The organism is Luteibacter sahnii (assembly GCF_034063545.1).
GTDB classification, from domain to species: Bacteria; Pseudomonadota; Gammaproteobacteria; order Xanthomonadales; family Rhodanobacteraceae; genus Luteibacter; species Luteibacter sahnii.
In genome coordinates, this window is the sequence record NZ_JAQLOK010000002.1 from 973,294 (window position 1) to 988,017 (window position 14,724).

Annotated in this window: 11 protein-coding genes; 1 reads left to right on the forward strand and 10 read right to left on the reverse strand. The window is 68.6% G+C overall.

Annotation, left to right across the window (positions count from 1 at the left end):
- Positions 1-10: 10 nt before the first annotated feature.
- The 3 genes from PI246_RS09705 to PI246_RS09715 all read right to left on the reverse strand — a co-directional run bounded on the left by PI246_RS09705 (position 11) and on the right by PI246_RS09715 (position 4,824).
- Positions 11-3,100: an efflux RND transporter permease subunit gene (locus tag PI246_RS09705; RefSeq protein ID WP_320551054.1), complete on the reverse strand. Its 3,090-nt coding sequence runs from the start codon at positions 3,098-3,100 to the stop codon at positions 11-13.
- Positions 3,101-3,109: 9 nt separating this feature from the next.
- The gene (locus PI246_RS09710; RefSeq protein ID WP_320551055.1) at positions 3,110-4,243 is read right to left on the reverse strand and encodes an efflux RND transporter periplasmic adaptor subunit; all 1,134 of its coding nucleotides are present in this window, start codon (positions 4,241-4,243) and stop codon (positions 3,110-3,112) included.
- A gap of 119 nt (positions 4,244-4,362) precedes the next feature.
- The gene (locus PI246_RS09715) at positions 4,363-4,824 is read right to left on the reverse strand and encodes a MarR family winged helix-turn-helix transcriptional regulator (RefSeq protein ID WP_320551056.1); all 462 of its coding nucleotides are present in this window, start codon (positions 4,822-4,824) and stop codon (positions 4,363-4,365) included.
- A gap of 68 nt (positions 4,825-4,892) precedes the next feature.
- On the opposite strand from PI246_RS09715, the gene PI246_RS09720 reads away from it, so the two are divergent.
- Positions 4,893-5,420 (forward strand): O-acetyl-ADP-ribose deacetylase, encoded by a 528-nt coding sequence (locus tag PI246_RS09720; RefSeq protein ID WP_320551057.1) that lies wholly within the window; start codon positions 4,893-4,895, stop codon positions 5,418-5,420.
- Here the strand turns inward: PI246_RS09720 and PI246_RS09725 are convergent.
- From PI246_RS09725 to pilQ, 7 genes are all read right to left on the reverse strand, one after another.
- Positions 5,408-7,090: a BatD family protein gene (locus tag PI246_RS09725; protein ID WP_320551058.1), complete on the reverse strand. Its 1,683-nt coding sequence runs from the start codon at positions 7,088-7,090 to the stop codon at positions 5,408-5,410. The genes PI246_RS09720 and PI246_RS09725 overlap by 13 nt on opposite strands.
- Positions 7,087-9,012: a tetratricopeptide repeat protein gene (locus PI246_RS09730; RefSeq protein WP_320551059.1), complete on the reverse strand. Its 1,926-nt coding sequence runs from the start codon at positions 9,010-9,012 to the stop codon at positions 7,087-7,089. Before PI246_RS09730 ends, PI246_RS09725 begins: the two co-directional genes overlap by 4 nt.
- Complete coding sequence (locus PI246_RS09735) at positions 9,009-9,989, reverse strand: VWA domain-containing protein (protein ID WP_320551229.1); 981 nt, start codon at positions 9,987-9,989, stop codon at positions 9,009-9,011. Before PI246_RS09735 ends, PI246_RS09730 begins: the two co-directional genes overlap by 4 nt.
- On the reverse strand, positions 9,982-10,461 hold the full coding sequence (locus tag PI246_RS09740; protein ID WP_320551060.1) for a DUF4381 domain-containing protein: 480 nt from the start codon (positions 10,459-10,461) through the stop codon (positions 9,982-9,984). Before PI246_RS09740 ends, PI246_RS09735 begins: the two co-directional genes overlap by 8 nt.
- Positions 10,461-11,375, reverse strand: coding sequence for a DUF58 domain-containing protein (locus tag PI246_RS09745; protein WP_320551061.1), 915 nt, complete (start codon positions 11,373-11,375; stop codon positions 10,461-10,463). The genes PI246_RS09740 and PI246_RS09745 overlap by 1 nt, the downstream gene beginning before the upstream one ends.
- Positions 11,372-12,364: an AAA family ATPase gene (locus tag PI246_RS09750; protein WP_320551062.1), complete on the reverse strand. Its 993-nt coding sequence runs from the start codon at positions 12,362-12,364 to the stop codon at positions 11,372-11,374. The genes PI246_RS09745 and PI246_RS09750 overlap by 4 nt, the downstream gene beginning before the upstream one ends.
- A 139-nt stretch (positions 12,365-12,503) precedes the next feature.
- Positions 12,504-14,723: a type IV pilus secretin PilQ gene (gene pilQ, locus PI246_RS09755; RefSeq protein WP_320551063.1), complete on the reverse strand. Its 2,220-nt coding sequence runs from the start codon at positions 14,721-14,723 to the stop codon at positions 12,504-12,506.
- Position 14,724 lies beyond the last annotated feature (1 nt).

The window sequence follows — 14,724 nt, forward strand, 5'->3', positions numbered from 1 at the left end:
CGTCGGCGCATCAGCCGCCGGCGATGGTTTTGGGCGCGATACGCGCCTGTAGACGGCTCATGTAGAGATAGATCACCGGCGTGAGGTAGAGCGTGAGCACCTGCGACACCAACAGGCCGCCCACCACCGCCAGGCCGAGCGAACGCCGGGTGTCCGCCCCCGCACCGATGCCCAACGCGATCGGCAGCGTGCCCGCGAATGCCGCCGCGGTGGTCATCATGATCGGACGGAAACGGACGCGGCACGCGTCGTAGATCGCCTCGAACGGGGCCACGCCCTCGTCGCGCTGACGCTCGAGCGCGAAGTCGATCATCATGATCGCGTTCTTCTTCACGATACCCACCAGCATCACGATGCCTACGAACGCGAAAAGATCCAGGGACGCATCGAAGATTACCAGCGTGAGCAACGCGCCCACCGCCGCGGCCGGCAGGCCGGAAAGGATGGTGAGCGGATGGATGAAGCTCTCGTAGAGGATGCCCAGCACGAGGTAGATCACGAACACCGCCAGGAGCAGCAGGAAGCCCATGCCCTTGATCGAATCCTGAAAGGCCTGCGCCGTGCCTTGCACGCTGCCGCTCAATGTCGGCGGCAGTTTCATCTCGGTGGTGGCGCGATCGATACTTGCTACCGCGTCGCTCAGCGACACGCCCGGCGCGAGATTGAACGAGACGGTCACGGCTGGCAGCTGGCCCTGGTGGTTCACCGTGAGCACCTGCGGCTTGCGCTCGAAATGCGCCACGGTATCCAGCGGCACGAGCTTGCCGGTGTCCGAGGTGACGTAGAGTTTCGACAACACCGCCGGATCGTCCTGCATGCGCCGCTCGACCTGCAGGATCACCCAGTATTGCGTGGCCGCGCCGTAGATCGTGGAGATCTGGTTTTCGCCGAAGGCCGTGCCCAGCGCCGTCTGCACCTGTTCCATGGTCAGGCCGAGCGGCGCGAGCTTGTCGCGGTTGACGTTGACGATCATCGACGGGCTGTTCAGGTCGAGGTCGGTGGTAACGTCCTGGAATCCCGGCAGCGTCTGGAACGCGGCCACGAGCCTGCCCGACCAGTCGTAAAGCGCGTGGAGGTCGGTCGACTGCACCGTGTACTGGTATTGCGCCTTCGACTGCCGCCCTCCGACCTGGATCGCCGGCGGATTCTGGATGTAGGTGCGGATGCCGGGTACCTGGGCGAACTTCTCGCGCAAGGACTGGATGATGTCATCGGGCGTGGTGCCGCCGCGTTCGTCGCGCGGTTTCAGGCGCAGCAGGATCGACCCCGCGTTGACCGTGGCGCGCGCGCCGCCCGCGCCGACGCTCGACATATAGCCTTCGACGTTCGGATCGTCGCCGGCGATCCGGGCCAGAGCCTGCTGGCGGGCCGACATCGCGGCGAAGGAGATATCGGTCGGGCCTTCGGTGGTGACGCGCAACTGGCCGCTGTCGCCCGACGGGATGAAATCTTTCGGCGTGATAGCGAAGAGCACGCCCGTCGCGGCGAGGCTCAGGGCGAACGTCGCGAGCACGACGCGCGGATGACGCATGCACCAGCCGAGGCTGCGCGTGTAGCCGTTCGTGAGCGAAGCGAACCCTCGGTCGAACCCTATCACCACGCGACTGCGCCGTTCGTGGGCGTGCGCCTTGACGAACCGGCTGCACAGCATGGGCGTGAGGGTGATCGAGACGAATCCGGAAATCAGGATCGACACGCTGATGACCACGGCGAACTCGTGGAACAATCGGCCGACGATCCCGCCCATGAACATCACGGGGATGAACACCGCCACCAGCGAAAGGGTCATCGAGAAGATGGTGAAGCCGATCTCGTTCGAGCCCTTCACCGCCGCGTCGAATGGCGTCTGGCCCAATTCGATGTGGCGCATGATGTTTTCCAGCATGACGATCGCGTCGTCCACCACGAAGCCCACCGCGAGCGTGAGCGCCAGCAACGAAAGGTTGTCGAGGCTGTAGCCCAGCGCGAACATGGCGCCGAAGGTGCCGAGCACGGAAATCGGCAGCGCCACGGCGGGAATCAGCGTCGCCGACGCGTTGCCGAGGAAGAGGTAGATCACCGCCACCACGAGGATGCCCGCGAGCACCAGGGTGAACTGCACGTCGTGCACGGACTCGCGGATGGAAACCGAGCGATCGTACATGACGTCGAGCTTCACCGACGGGGGCAGCGTCTCGGAGAAACCCGGCAACAGGGCGAGGATGCGGTCGACGGTGTCCACCGTGTTGGCGCCGGGCTGGCGCTGGATGGCGAGCGTGATCGCGCGATGACCGTCGAACCAGCTGGCTTTCTGGTCGTCCTGCACGCTGTCGCGCGGGGTGGCAATGTCGGACAGGCGCACGGGCGATCCGTTGCGATAGGCGACCACCACCTGGTTGTAGTCGGCGGCCCGCATCAGCTGTCCATCGGAACGGATGGACAGCAACTGACGGCTGCCGTTGAGCGAGCCGGTGGCCTTGTTGACGTTAGCGGCGGCGATCGCCTCGCGCATCTGGTCGATACCGATGCCCGTGGCCGCCAGACGGTCCGGATCGACCGCGACGCGCACGGCGTACTTCTGCGAGCCGTAGACATTCACCTGCGCCACGCCGTCGACCATCGACAGGCGCTGCGCCAGCTCGGTTTCCGCATAGTCGTCCACCGTCGACAGCGGCAACGTCGCCGATTGCATGGTGAGATAGAGGATCGGCGCGTCGGCGGGATTCACCTTGCGGTAGGTGGGCGGCGTGGGCATGTCCTGCGGCAACTGGCGCTGGGCCGCCGAGATCGCCGACTGCACGTCCTGCGCCGCGCCGTCGATGTTGCGTTCGAGCGAGAAGGTGACGGTGATGGTGGTCGACCCGAGCGAACTGGTCGAACTCATCGAGTCGATGCCCGCGATCGTCGACAGCTGCGCCTCCAGGGGCGTGGCCACCGACGACGCCATGGTCTCCGGCGACGCACCGGGCAGGCTCGCGCTGATATTGATGGTGGGAAAGTCGACGTTCGGTAGCTCGTTGACCGGCAGCTTCGGATACGCGGCCAGGCCGAAAATCACCAGCGCCGCCATCAGCAGCGTGGTCATCACGGGCCGGCGGATGCAGAGTTCGGGCAGGTTCACGGCGAGGCCTCAGGCCCCGTCGACGCGCACGCGGGCGCCGTCGGTGAGCAGCATCTGGCCTTCGGTCACCACCGCCTCGCCGCCCTGCAGGCCCTTGTCGATCACCACGCGCTGGCCCGACGTCGCCCCGGGCGTGACGGGACGCTGCTCGACCGTGTGGTCGGGCTTGACCACGAAGACGAACGCGCCGGCGGTGGAACTCTGCAAGGCCACGACCGGCACGCTGACCACGTCGGCGAGCCGCGTCGTCGGCAGGGTCACTTCGGCGAACTGGCCCGGGGTGAGGCGACCGTCCTTGTTGTCGAAGCGGCCCTTGAGCGTGATCGTGCCCGTGGTGGCATCGACGGCATTGTCGATGAATTCCAGTTCGCCCTGGAGCGGCCCTTCGGTATCGCCCGGGATGCGGGCTTCGACAGGTACCGTTCGGCGTCGCGCTTCGACGCGCACGGCGGCGAGGCTGTCTTCGGGCACCGAAAACGCGACGCGGATGGGATCCACCTGGTTGAGCACCACGATGTCCGTGGTGTCGGCGGTCAGCGTGGCGCCGGGATACGCCAGCGGCGCGCCGGTGACGCCGTCGAACGGCGCGGTGATGGTGGCGTAGTCCAGTTGCACCTGCGCGGCACGCACCGAGGCGCGGTCGCTCTGCAGGTTGGCGCGCGCCACGCCGAGGTTGGCCTTGTAGAGGTCGAAGTCGGCACGGCTGACGAAGCCCTTGCCGAGCATGCTCTGGAAACGCTGGAGGTCGGCCTCGGCCTTTGCCAGGGACGCCTCGTCGCGCGCGACGTTGCCCTTCGCGGCATCGAGCGCGGCCTGCAGGGGGCGAGGATCGACCTGGGCGAGCAGGTCGCCCTTCCGGACGTGGTGGCCTGGCGTGAAGGCCAGGCGTTCGACCTGGCCGTTCACCCGCGAACGCACGTTGACCGTGGAATAGGCTTCGGCCCGGCCAATGATTTTCAGCGCGAGGTCGATCTCGCCCCGGGTGGCCATCGCGGTCGTCACGGGCACACCGGCCTGCGCCTTGGCGGGGGCCCTCGCCGCCTGATCGGTGTGTCCGACGTGCCGCCATACGAACGCCGCCAGGGCGGCGGCGGCCAGGAGGCCGATCACGATGAGCACGTTCTTCCCTGGGGATCGCTGCATGGTGTCTCCGGCCGATGCCACCTGCATCGGTCGCCGCGTGGGGATACGCGGGTGAAGGTTTGGGGCCGAATATCGTAAGGCCTAACGCATTCGTAGCAAAACCGTTGACGGCACCGCCGTCAGGCGTCGTCCCCTGGCCCGTCGAGGGCCTGGAGGTTTTCCTTCATGCGATTGAGCACGTCGAGCGTCTTCTGGAGGTCGGCCGCATCGATGCCCCGCACGGCGTCGACGCGCAGACCCTTGGCGATGTCTTCCATGTCGTCGATGACGCCGCGCGCCTGCTCGGTGTCGTGCAGACGCCAGGCACGGCGGTCTTTCGGATCGGCGCGGCGCTCCACGAAGCCCGCGGCCTGGAGACGGTCGATCACCCGGCCGACGGCGATCGGCTCCATGTCCAGTTGCTCGGCCAGTTCGTTCTGGCGCATGCCCGGCCGGCGATGAAGCGTCTTCAGGGCGCGCCATTGGGCACGCGTGAGCCCGAACTTCACCGCACGACGGTCAAAATGCTTGCGGAAGAGCAAGGTGACGTCGTTGATGAGGTAGGCGAAGGAGATGTCTTCCACGTTGAACTGATCGGCCATGGCCCGTTGGATAACGCTGCTGGAGGCCCATCCTAGCCGTTTGTGAGCCACCGTCACAGGAGCTTTGCATGATCGTCGACATCGCACAGACTGATATCGTCCGCCTGGCCGTGGACGCCATCGTCAACGCGGCTAACGCGTCGCTGCTGGGCGGGGGCGGCGTGGACGGGGCGATCCATCGCGCGGCCGGCCCGCGCCTGCTCGCGGCCTGCCGCGATCTGCCGGAAACGCGCCAGGGGGTGCGTTGCCCCACGGGCGAGGCCCGGCTCACCCCGGGCTTCGACCTGCCGGCACGGTATGTCGTGCATACGGTCGGACCGGTGTGGCGCGGGGGTGGGCACGGGGAGGCTCGCTTGCTGGCAGCCTGCTATGCGCATTGCCTGCGCCTGGCGCGGGAGCATGCTGTGGCTTCGATCGCGTTTCCCGCCATCAGCGCCGGCGTTTACGGCTACCCGATGGACGACGCGGCCCGCATCGCCGTGGACACGGTGCTGACCGCGCCATGGCGGCCTGAGGCGGTCATCTTCTGTACCTTCAGCGCGGCGGCGACGCGCGCCTATCGCGCCGCCCTCGACGCGTTAGGTCAGCGGGGATAAAGCGGGGGCAGCGGGCCGTGATCGGCGCCATCGGCGGGTTTCCAGTCGAAACCGCGCGCGAAGGCATCCTTGAGCATGCCGCCCTGCCACGTGCCGCCGGCAAAGCGGGCACGCTGCAGCGTGGCGATGGCGTCGCGCTGCGGTCCCTCGCGCAGCAGCGGGGACAGCGCGCCGAGCGAGCGGATCGCCGGGTGGTAGGTGCGCGCCCAGGCGAGCAAGGCGCGTTCCACGGCCTGCGCGTCGGCGTGTCCCGTCGCCCGAAGAAACGCGTCGCGCGTCGCGCCCTCACGAACCGGTATCGCACTGCCCGAGGGTGCGGGCGCCACCGGTTCCCGGGCACCGCGCCGACGCCATGTCAGCCACCACCCGAGCAGGGTCGCGATCCACAGCACGGCCAGCGCCGCGAAGCCCCAGAGCCACGGGCTTCGGGCACCGGCGACCGGGGCGGCCGCAGGCGATGCCGACGGCGACGCGCCGGTGACCGGGGCACGGGGCGGCATGGCCTTCGCGGGTGCGCCACTACCGGGCGCCACCTGGATATCGTGTGCCGGGATCGTCGCCTCCTCCGGCTTGTCGGTGACCACGTTCCACCAATGCAGCGTCGTCTCCGGGATATGCAACGTGCCCGGACGCGTCGGCACCACGGCGAATGCCTGCTGGCGCCGTCCGGTGATCCACGGTCCGCTCGTGCTGCCGCCGGTGGCGGCCTTGTCGGGATAGACATCCGCGCCGTCGAGCGTGGGCAGCGAGAGCGCGGGCAACGCCTCGAACGGCATGCCCACGGCCTCCAGCCGCATGGTCAGCGTCACCGGCTGGCCGACGGTGGCCTTGCCGTCGGCAGGCAGGCCGTCGAGCGAGAGCGACAGCGAACGGGCGGGTATCCAGGCGCCATCCGCGGCCCCGGACGGGCGTCCGCGCACCTCCACGCGCAACGGCTGGCCGACGGTGCTGACCGGCGATCCCGATCCAAAGAAGGCATCCATGTCGTTGGGATCGACGACGGTGCCCTGGAACGTAGGCGGCTGGATGTCCAACGTGCCCGGGCGCTGCGGGAAGATGGCGTAATGGCGTTCGACCACGTTGAAACGCCGGTTGCCGCGAGTGGTCTGGTAGTTCGCATCCTGGCCGACGCGCCGGACTTCGGCGCCGTCGGCGGCGGGGTCGCCGAGATTGCCGTCGGCCAGGTTGGTGAAATAGAGGCGCAACGTGTAGTCGATCTGCTGGCCGACGTACGCATGGGTCGGATTGACCATGTCCTCCAGGTGCACCGGCGCGTCGGGATTCGCGGTGCCGGCGGTCTTGCCCGGCGCCTCGACGTCGAGATCCAGCGGAGGCGTCTTCTGCGCGCCGATCGCGAGCGCCGGCACGGTCAAGTGGCCTTCGCGACGCGGGCGCAGGGCCACGCCCAGGATCGTATGCGCTTCGCGATGGCCGTTGACGATGCTCAGCGTATGGTTGGTCGAGGTGCCGAGCACGACGAAGTCGGCGGACAACGGCGAGAGGTCGGGCGCATCGGCATCGCCGTCCCCTATCTGGATGTTGAGCGTCACCGTCTCGCCCAGGCCGACGCGGGGACGATCGAGCGACGCCGTGGGCGCCGCCTGGGCCCACGCCAGCATGGGCCAGAGCACGGCCACCGCCACCAGGTAACGCACACCACGCATCGTCATTCCTCCGGCTCCGCACCATGCCTTTGCTGGTACTCGAGCATGAACTTTCTACGCAACAGACCACCCGGATCGTCCGGCACGCGCATCAGCGACCGGCGCACGTCGGCCGGCAGCTTCGAGGACGCATCGTCGGCCGACAGCACGCCCAGATCGTGCGCGCCCTTGTCGTCGCTTTTCCTGGCCTGGCCGTCTTTGCCCAGGGCCGCGTCGAGCTGCTGCTTGAGCGCGGACTGCGCTTTCTGCGCTTCGGCGCGCTGGGCCTCGGAGGACGCCTTGGCGTCGCCCTGCGGCTCCCCGGCGGCGTCTTGCGACGCGCTGCGATCCTTGCCGTCGCCCTCACCCGCCTTGGACGGATCGCCCGACGGGGGCGAACCCTTGTCGTCTCCCTTGTCACCGGACGACGTGTTGTCCTGGCCGCCCTGAGCCGGGTTGTCCTGGCCACCCTGCGAACCCTGCGGGTTTTTCGGGTCGTTCTGGCCCTGCTTGCCGGCGCTCTTGTCGCCCTGCTTGCCACCCTGACCCTTCCTGTCGTCGTTTTTGTCCTGCGGCTTCTGCTGTTGTTGCTGCTGCTTGAGGAAGTCGTCCACCGCCTTGCGGTTGGCGGCGGCATCGGCGTTGCCGGGGTTGGCTTTCAACGCGCGGTCGTAGGCGGCGAGGGCGTCTTCGTAGCGCTGTTGCTTCGCCAGCGCGTTGCCGAGGTTGTACTGCGAATCGCTGTCCTTGCCGTTCTTCAACGCGGCGACGGCGGCGGCGTAGTCGCCCGCACGATAGGCGGCCGCGCCACGCAACGACGACGTCGTGGCCAGCGACTGTGCCTTGGCCGCCTCACCGGCGGCGAGCGCGCGCGCCGCCTGCTGGTCGCGGGTGCGGAAGACGTCGCCCAGGCCATCGGCGGCGCGTGCCGGCGACAGCGGCAGCACGGCCAGCGCCAGCACGATCAACCAGCCGCGACGGAATACCAGCGCCACCAACGGCAACAGCGGCAACAACAGCCACGGGCCGCGATCCTGCCACTGGCCGGACGTCGCCCCGGCGACCGACGTGCCCTCGCCGTCGTCCTTGAGCAGGGACGACAGCGTCGCCACGTCCGACCCATCGTTCGCCACCGGGACGAAACGGCCGCCGCCGGCCGCGGCCAAGGCGGACAGCGAGGCGTCGTCGCGCGCACCCATCACGATGGTGCCCTGGGCATCCTTGACGAAACCGCCGTCGGGACTCGTGATCGGCCCACCGCGCGTCGTGCCGATGCCCAGAACGGATACGCGATCGCCGGCGGCGCGGGCCCGACGCGCGGCCGCATCCGCCGCGGCGTCCGCATGGTCGGTCACCAGCACGATCGAACCGCCGTGCAAGCCGGCATGACGGATGAGTTCGACCGCCATGTCGATCGCCTTGCCGGGATCGTCGCCGTCGACGGGCATCGTGTCCGGCGATAGCGCATTGAGCAGGTCATCGACACTGTGCGCGTCGGTGGTCAGCGGCGCGACGGTGAACGGTTCGCCGGTGTAGGCGATAAGTGCATTCAGACCGCTCGCATTGGCGCGATAGAGCTCTCGCACCTTGTAACGGGCGCGACTCAGGCGATCGGGCACGACATCGTGCGACAGCATGTGCGGCGACATCGACAGCACCACCACCTGGGCGCTCTGCCCCGCGTAGAGCTGCTGGGTCTGCCGACTCCAGGTGGGGCCGGCGAGCGCGAACACCGCGAGTATCGCCGCCGAGGCGAACGCGACGGCCGGCGCGCGTGTCGTCATGGGGGCACCGTCGAGCAGGTGAGGCAGCAGCGCGGGATCGGCGAGTCGCGCCAGCACGCGGGTGCCGGGCTGACGCCGTGCGACCAGCCAGGCCAGCGGCGGCACCAGCAGAAGAAGCCACAGCCAGTGGGGCTGGATGAAATGGAACGACGCCAGCGTGCTCATGCGCGCGCCCTCCGTGCGATGAGGCCCGGCAGCGTCGCCAGCGCCAGCAAAACGAGCGATGCCAGGAGCGGCCACCGGAACAGCTCATAACGCGGCCGCAAGGCGGCGCCTTGTTGCGGCACGGGTTCGAGCTGATCGATGGCGCGATAGGCATCGGCGATCTGCTGCGTATCGGTGGCGCGGAAGAACTTGCCCCCGGTTTCCTTCGCGATATCGGTGAGCATGCCGACGTCGAGGTCGGCGGAAGGATTCACCGTATGCGCTCCGAAGAGGTCATCCACGCGCATCGCGGTGGCGCCGATGCCGATCGTGTAGATCCGCACGCCGGCCGCCTTCGCGGCACGGGCGGCCTCCCGCGGCGAGATGGCGCCGGAGTTGTTCACGCCATCGGTCAGCAGCACCACGACACGCGCCTGCTCGGGCATGTCGGCCAGGCGCTTCACCGCGACGGCAAGCGCGTCGCCGATGGCGGTCTCGCGTCCGGGCAGGCCCACGACGGCACCGTGCAATTGCGCGCGCACCGCGTCGAGATCGTAGGTCAACGGCGTGACAAGGTAGGCCTGCGAACCGAAAAGGATCAGGCCCAGTTCGTCGCCGACACGACGATCGATAAAGTCGCCGGCGATGGCTTCCACCGCGGCGAAACGCGACACCTGCCGTCCGGCCAGCACCATGTCGTCGAGCGACATGCTTCCGGAAAGATCGACCGCGAGCATCGTCGCGCGGCCGCTACGGCGCTGCGGCTCCGGCGGCCCCAGCCATTGCGGTCGCGCCGCCGCCGTGACCAGGCAGAGCCAGGCCAGTACGAGCAGGAGCGTGGCGCCGAACGGCGCGCGGGCCATCGGGCCCTGGGCGAGCGTGAGGCCGGGATGCGGCAGATTGAGCGCCTGTGACGGTCGGATGGGCCGCAGCACGCGGCGCATCAGCCAGGGCAGCGGCAAGACGACGAAGAGCCAGGGCCAGGCGAATTCAGGCAGTGACACGGGACGATCTCCGCAAGGCGGCGCGTATCCAGGCATCGGCGTCGCGGCAGGTGCCGGCGACGTCGATGTCGGCGCGCGGCCGATACATCGCTGCATCGAGCGCGACGAGCAGCGCGACGTCGGCGCGTGGCGCCTGGGCGGCCAGCGCACGCGCCCACGCGTCGCCGCTGAGCGTGACACTGCGCGGATCGCGCAGGCGCGCCACGCGACGCAGCAACTGGTTGACGCTCGCGGCGAACGCTGCGGCGTCGCCATCGACGGCGTGGCGCTCGCGCGCCGCATGCAATTCGGCGAGCACGGCGTCAGCCCGGCGGCGGCGGGCGACGCGGCGGCGCCAGGCATGGATCGCGATGGCGACAGCGATCAGCGCGAGCGCGATCAACACCCACCAACCCGGCGCCAGCGGCCACCACATTGAGACCTCAGGCACGTGGATGTCGCGCAGGACGGGCACATTCTGCGGCATCAGGCTTTCCTCACGCCAAGCAAGGCGACCAGGGCGTCGAGCGGATCGGCGGTGGTATCGATCGTGCGATGGCGCAGATTCAGTCCGCTCGCCAACGCGAGCAGGCGGCGACGACCGTCACCGAGCGAGCGCGCGAACTCGGCCCTCTCGCGCTCGCCGTACAGGGTGACGTCGTAGTGCTGGCCTCGATGCGCCAGCGGATAGCGCCCAGGTGGCGGCTCGGCCATCTCCAGCGGATCGGCCACGTTGAGGACCGACACCTCGGCCTTGCCGACAAGACCGAGCATCCGGCCGCGCGCGGCGTCGTCGACGCAGAAACCGTCGCTCACCAGCAGCACGCGCGATGCGCCGTGCATCAACCGACCCGCCCGCTGCAGCGCGGCGGACAGGCTTTCATCGTCGCCGACCGGGGCAGCGTCCCACGCGGCGATGGCACCCGCGACGGCGAGCGCGCCACGCGCGCCGCCCTGCGGCTTCACCAACTGGCGCTGGGCGCCGAACGACAGGACGCCCACCCGATCGCCGCCACGTATCGCGTACCACGCCGCGAGCGCGGCCACCCGGGCCGCCTGCACCGACTTGAAGCGCACACGGGTCCCGAAACGCATGCTGGCGTTCGTATCGAGCAACACCAGCAGCCGGCCTTCGCGTTCTTCCTGGAAGAGCTTGGTGTGAGCCACGCCACTGCGCGCGGTGAGTCGCCAGTCCATGCGGCGCACATCGTCCCCCGCCTGGTAGACGCGCGACTCGGCGTAATCCATGCCACGTCCGTGCAGGCGCCCGGGACGTTGGCCGCTGCGTGGCGCGCGTGAGACGACGGGGGGCGCGGGCGCGCGCATGGCGCGTGAACGCAGGGCGATCAGTTCGGGCAGCGAGACGCGAACGCGCCCATCGGGGGCAACGACGGCGTTCACGGCAGCGGCACGAGGTCCAGGAGGCGGTCGACGATGGTATCCACGCGCACGCCCTCGGCTTCGGCCTCGTAGCTGGGCAGCACGCGGTGACGGAGCACGTCGTGCGCCACCGCGTGGATGTCTTCGGGCAACACGTAATCGCGGCCGGCGAGCCACGCGTGCGCACGCGCGCAACGATCCAGCGCGATGGTGGCGCGCGGACTGGCGCCCCAGGCGATCCAGCGGGCCAGCTCCGGACCGTATTTGGCGGCCTCGCGCGACGCGACGACGATCTGCGTCACGTACAGCTCCAGGGGCGGCGCCATGTGCACGGCAAGCACGGCGTCGCGTGCGGCGAAGACGTCGTGGGGACGCAGCAGATGGGCCACCGGTGCGGCGGGATGCATCACCTGCTTCGCCTGCTCGCGGGCCAGGCGCAGGATCGCCAGTTCGGCCGTCGCGTCGGGATACCCGATGGTCACGTGCATGAGGAAGCGATCCAGCTGCGCCTCGGGAAGCGCGAACGTGCCTTCCTGCTCGATCGGGTTCTGCGTGGCCATGACCATGAAGAGATCGGGCAACGGCCAGGTGCGCCGGCCGATGGTGATCTGCCGCTCGGCCATCGCTTCCAGCAGCGCGGATTGCACCTTGGCCGGCGCGCGGTTGATCTCGTCGGCGAGCACGATGTTGTGGAACAGCGGCCCGCGCTCGAACTCGAAGGTGCCCGTCTGCGGGCGGAAGATGTCCGTGCCGGTGAGGTCGGCCGGCAGCAGGTCCGGCGTGAACTGGATGCGGTGGAAATCGGCTTCGATGCGGGTGGCCAGCGCCTTGATGGCGGTGGTCTTGGCGAGTCCGGGCGCGCCTTCGACCAGGAGGTGACCATCGGCGAGCAGCGCGATCAGCAGGCATTCGACCAGGTGGGGCTGGCCGATGATGCCTCGGGCCAGCTCGTCGCGCAGGCGAACGAAAGCCTCCTGGAGAGGCGTCGAGGCGATGGGCGTGTCGGACATGGTGGATCTCGGGTGTGGGTTTCTTGGCCCATGAGACCACGACCGGGGCAATAAGTTTAATCGCCCCTTCCGGCACCCCGGATACAAAAAGGCAGGCCCGCCGAAGCGGGCCTACCGGAAGCGGAACGTCGAGCGGTACTTACTGCAATGATTCGCTCAGGATGCGCGGCGTCACGAAGATCAGCAGCTCGGCCTTGTCATTCTGTCGCGACGTGTTGCGGAACAGGACGCCGAGGACCGGAATATCGCCGAGGCCAGGTACTTTCTTCGTGGTGTTGGACTTGGTGATTTCGTAGATGCCGCCGAGGACGACGGTCTGGCCGTTGTCGACGAGCACGGACGTGTTGATCTCCCGCGTGTCGATCTGGGGCACGGACCCGCCGCCGGGGGAGGCGATAAACTGGTTCAACGCATCCTTCTTCACGTTGATCTTCAGGTAGACGCGGCTGTCGGACGTGATCGTCGGCGTGACGCGCAGTTCGAGCACGGCATCCTTGAACTGAACGGTGGCGTTCTGCGCACCGCCGCCGGAGTTCGAGGCCTGGTAGGTCACGTAGCCGATCTCCGTACCCTGCTTGATCACCGCTTCCTGCTGGTTGGCCGTGATCACGCGGGGGCTGGAGATGACCTCGCTGCGACCCTCGGTCTGCGCGGCAGAGAGTTCAAGGTCGACGAGATAGTTCGAGCCAAGGATCGCCAGGCCCAGGCTGCCCGCCGGATTGGTCGCCGGCAGGTTGACGTTGTAGCCGCCGGGGAAGGTCAGCGTATTCGACGTATTCGTGCCGTTGTTGAAGTTGTGCACCTGCGTGGCGAGGTTGGCCGCGCCACCGGCGGCGGTATCCGAGCCACCGCTGCTCAGGTCGGGGGTGGTGCTGATGACCTGGCCGCTGGAGTTGGTACGGAAGGCCTGGGCACCCCAGCGCACGCCGAGCTGGCGGGTGAAGGTGTCGGACGCGGCGACGATGCGCGACTCGATCAGCACCTGTTGCACCGGACGGTCGAGCGTCGCGATGAGTTCGCGCAGGTCGCGGATCTTGTCCGGCGTGTCGTTGAGGAGCAGCGTGTTGGTGCGCTCGTCGAACGAGACGCTGCCGCGCGCGGACAGGAAACCGTGGGGCGTGTTGTTGCCGGTCGTGCCGCCGCCACCCTGCAGGCTGCCCTGGGTCAGCAGCTTGGCGATGTCCTCGGCCTTGCCGTAGCTGATGGGCACGTAGTCGGAGACCAGTTGCGCCGAATCCTCGGCCTTCTGGCGGGCGTCGGCGATGCTCTGCTCGTAGTTGGCCAGCTCGGCCTGCGGCGCGATCCAGATGACATTGCCGCTGCGGCGCTTGTCCAGGCCCTTGGCACGCAGGATCACGTCGAGGGCCTGGTCCCAGGGCGTGTTGACCAGGCGAAGCGTCACGCTGCCGCCGACGCTGTCGGAGGCGACCAGATTGAGCTTGGCCTCGTCCGCGATCAGCTGCAGGGCCGAGCGCACGGGGATGTTCTGGAAGTTGAGGGTGAAGCGCGAACCGGAATAGACCGGGTCCTGCCCCTTGGCGAGCTTGCCCGTGGGCGCGGCCGCCTTCTTGGGCGCGACCTCGACCACGTAGTCGTTGCCGTTCTGGTAGGAGGAGACTTCCACCTCGCCCTTGGTCTGGATGTCCATCCGGGCACCGCCCGGGGCGGTCTTGGACGTGATCGACAGCACCGGCGTGGCGAAGTCGACGACGTCCAGGCGCTGGGCGAACTTCGGCGGCAGCGACGAACCGGGCAGGCTGAGGATGACGTGGTCACCGTCGCGGTGCATCTCCGGCGTGCCGGCGGACGGACCGCCCAGGGTCACCATGACCCGGCCCTCGCCGTTCTGGCCGCGGCGGAAGTCGATGTTGGACACCGGCAGGCCCGCGCCCGACGGCAGCGCCTTGGTGGGATCGGACACCACGGCCGTCGTGGTGGTCGCACCGGTCGGGCCGTTGTTCACCTCGATGGTGAGCTCGTTGCCGTTGACCTTGGTGCGGTAGGCCGATTCGCGGAACAACTCGATGGTCACCCGCGTGCGCCCGCCCGCCTCGACGATCGAAAGGGCCGAGGTGGCGCCCTTGCCGACGTTGACCCGTCGCGTGGAGTAGCCGTTCTTGGTGTCGGCCAGGTCGATCGCGATGCGCGGCGGGTTCGTGGTGGTGAACACCTTCGGCGTCGGCGCGTTCTGGGCGAACGTCAGCGTGAACTGCACGCGTCCGCCGGGCTCGGCGACATAGCTGACGTCGCGCAGCGTGTTGGACGCCGCGGCCTGGCCGGCGAAACCGAGCGCGGCCATCGCCACGCCGAGGATCCATCGACGGGCGAGCCCCGGCAGGCGGTGGAAAGTGGTGGTCATG

Bases quoted from the DNA above. Each gene is read 5' to 3' on its own strand.
- PI246_RS09725 (WP_320551058.1), bottom strand. From the start codon at position 7,090: ATGACGATGCGTGGTGTGCGTTACCTGGTGGCGGTGGCCGTGCTCTGG.
- PI246_RS09750 (WP_320551062.1), bottom strand. From the start codon at position 12,364: ATGTCCGACACGCCCATCGCCTCGACGCCTCTCCAGGAGGCTTTCGTT.
- PI246_RS09740 (WP_320551060.1), bottom strand. From the start codon at position 10,461: ATGCCGCAGAATGTGCCCGTCCTGCGCGACATCCACGTGCCTGAGGTC.
- pilQ (WP_320551063.1), bottom strand. From the start codon at position 14,723: ATGACCACCACTTTCCACCGCCTGCCGGGGCTCGCCCGTCGATGGATC.
- PI246_RS09710 (WP_320551055.1), bottom strand. From the start codon at position 4,243: ATGCAGCGATCCCCAGGGAAGAACGTGCTCATCGTGATCGGCCTCCTG.
- PI246_RS09730 (WP_320551059.1), bottom strand. From the start codon at position 9,012: ATGAGCACGCTGGCGTCGTTCCATTTCATCCAGCCCCACTGGCTGTGG.
- PI246_RS09720 (WP_320551057.1), top strand. From the start codon at position 4,893: ATGATCGTCGACATCGCACAGACTGATATCGTCCGCCTGGCCGTGGAC.
- PI246_RS09715 (WP_320551056.1), bottom strand. From the start codon at position 4,824: ATGGCCGATCAGTTCAACGTGGAAGACATCTCCTTCGCCTACCTCATC.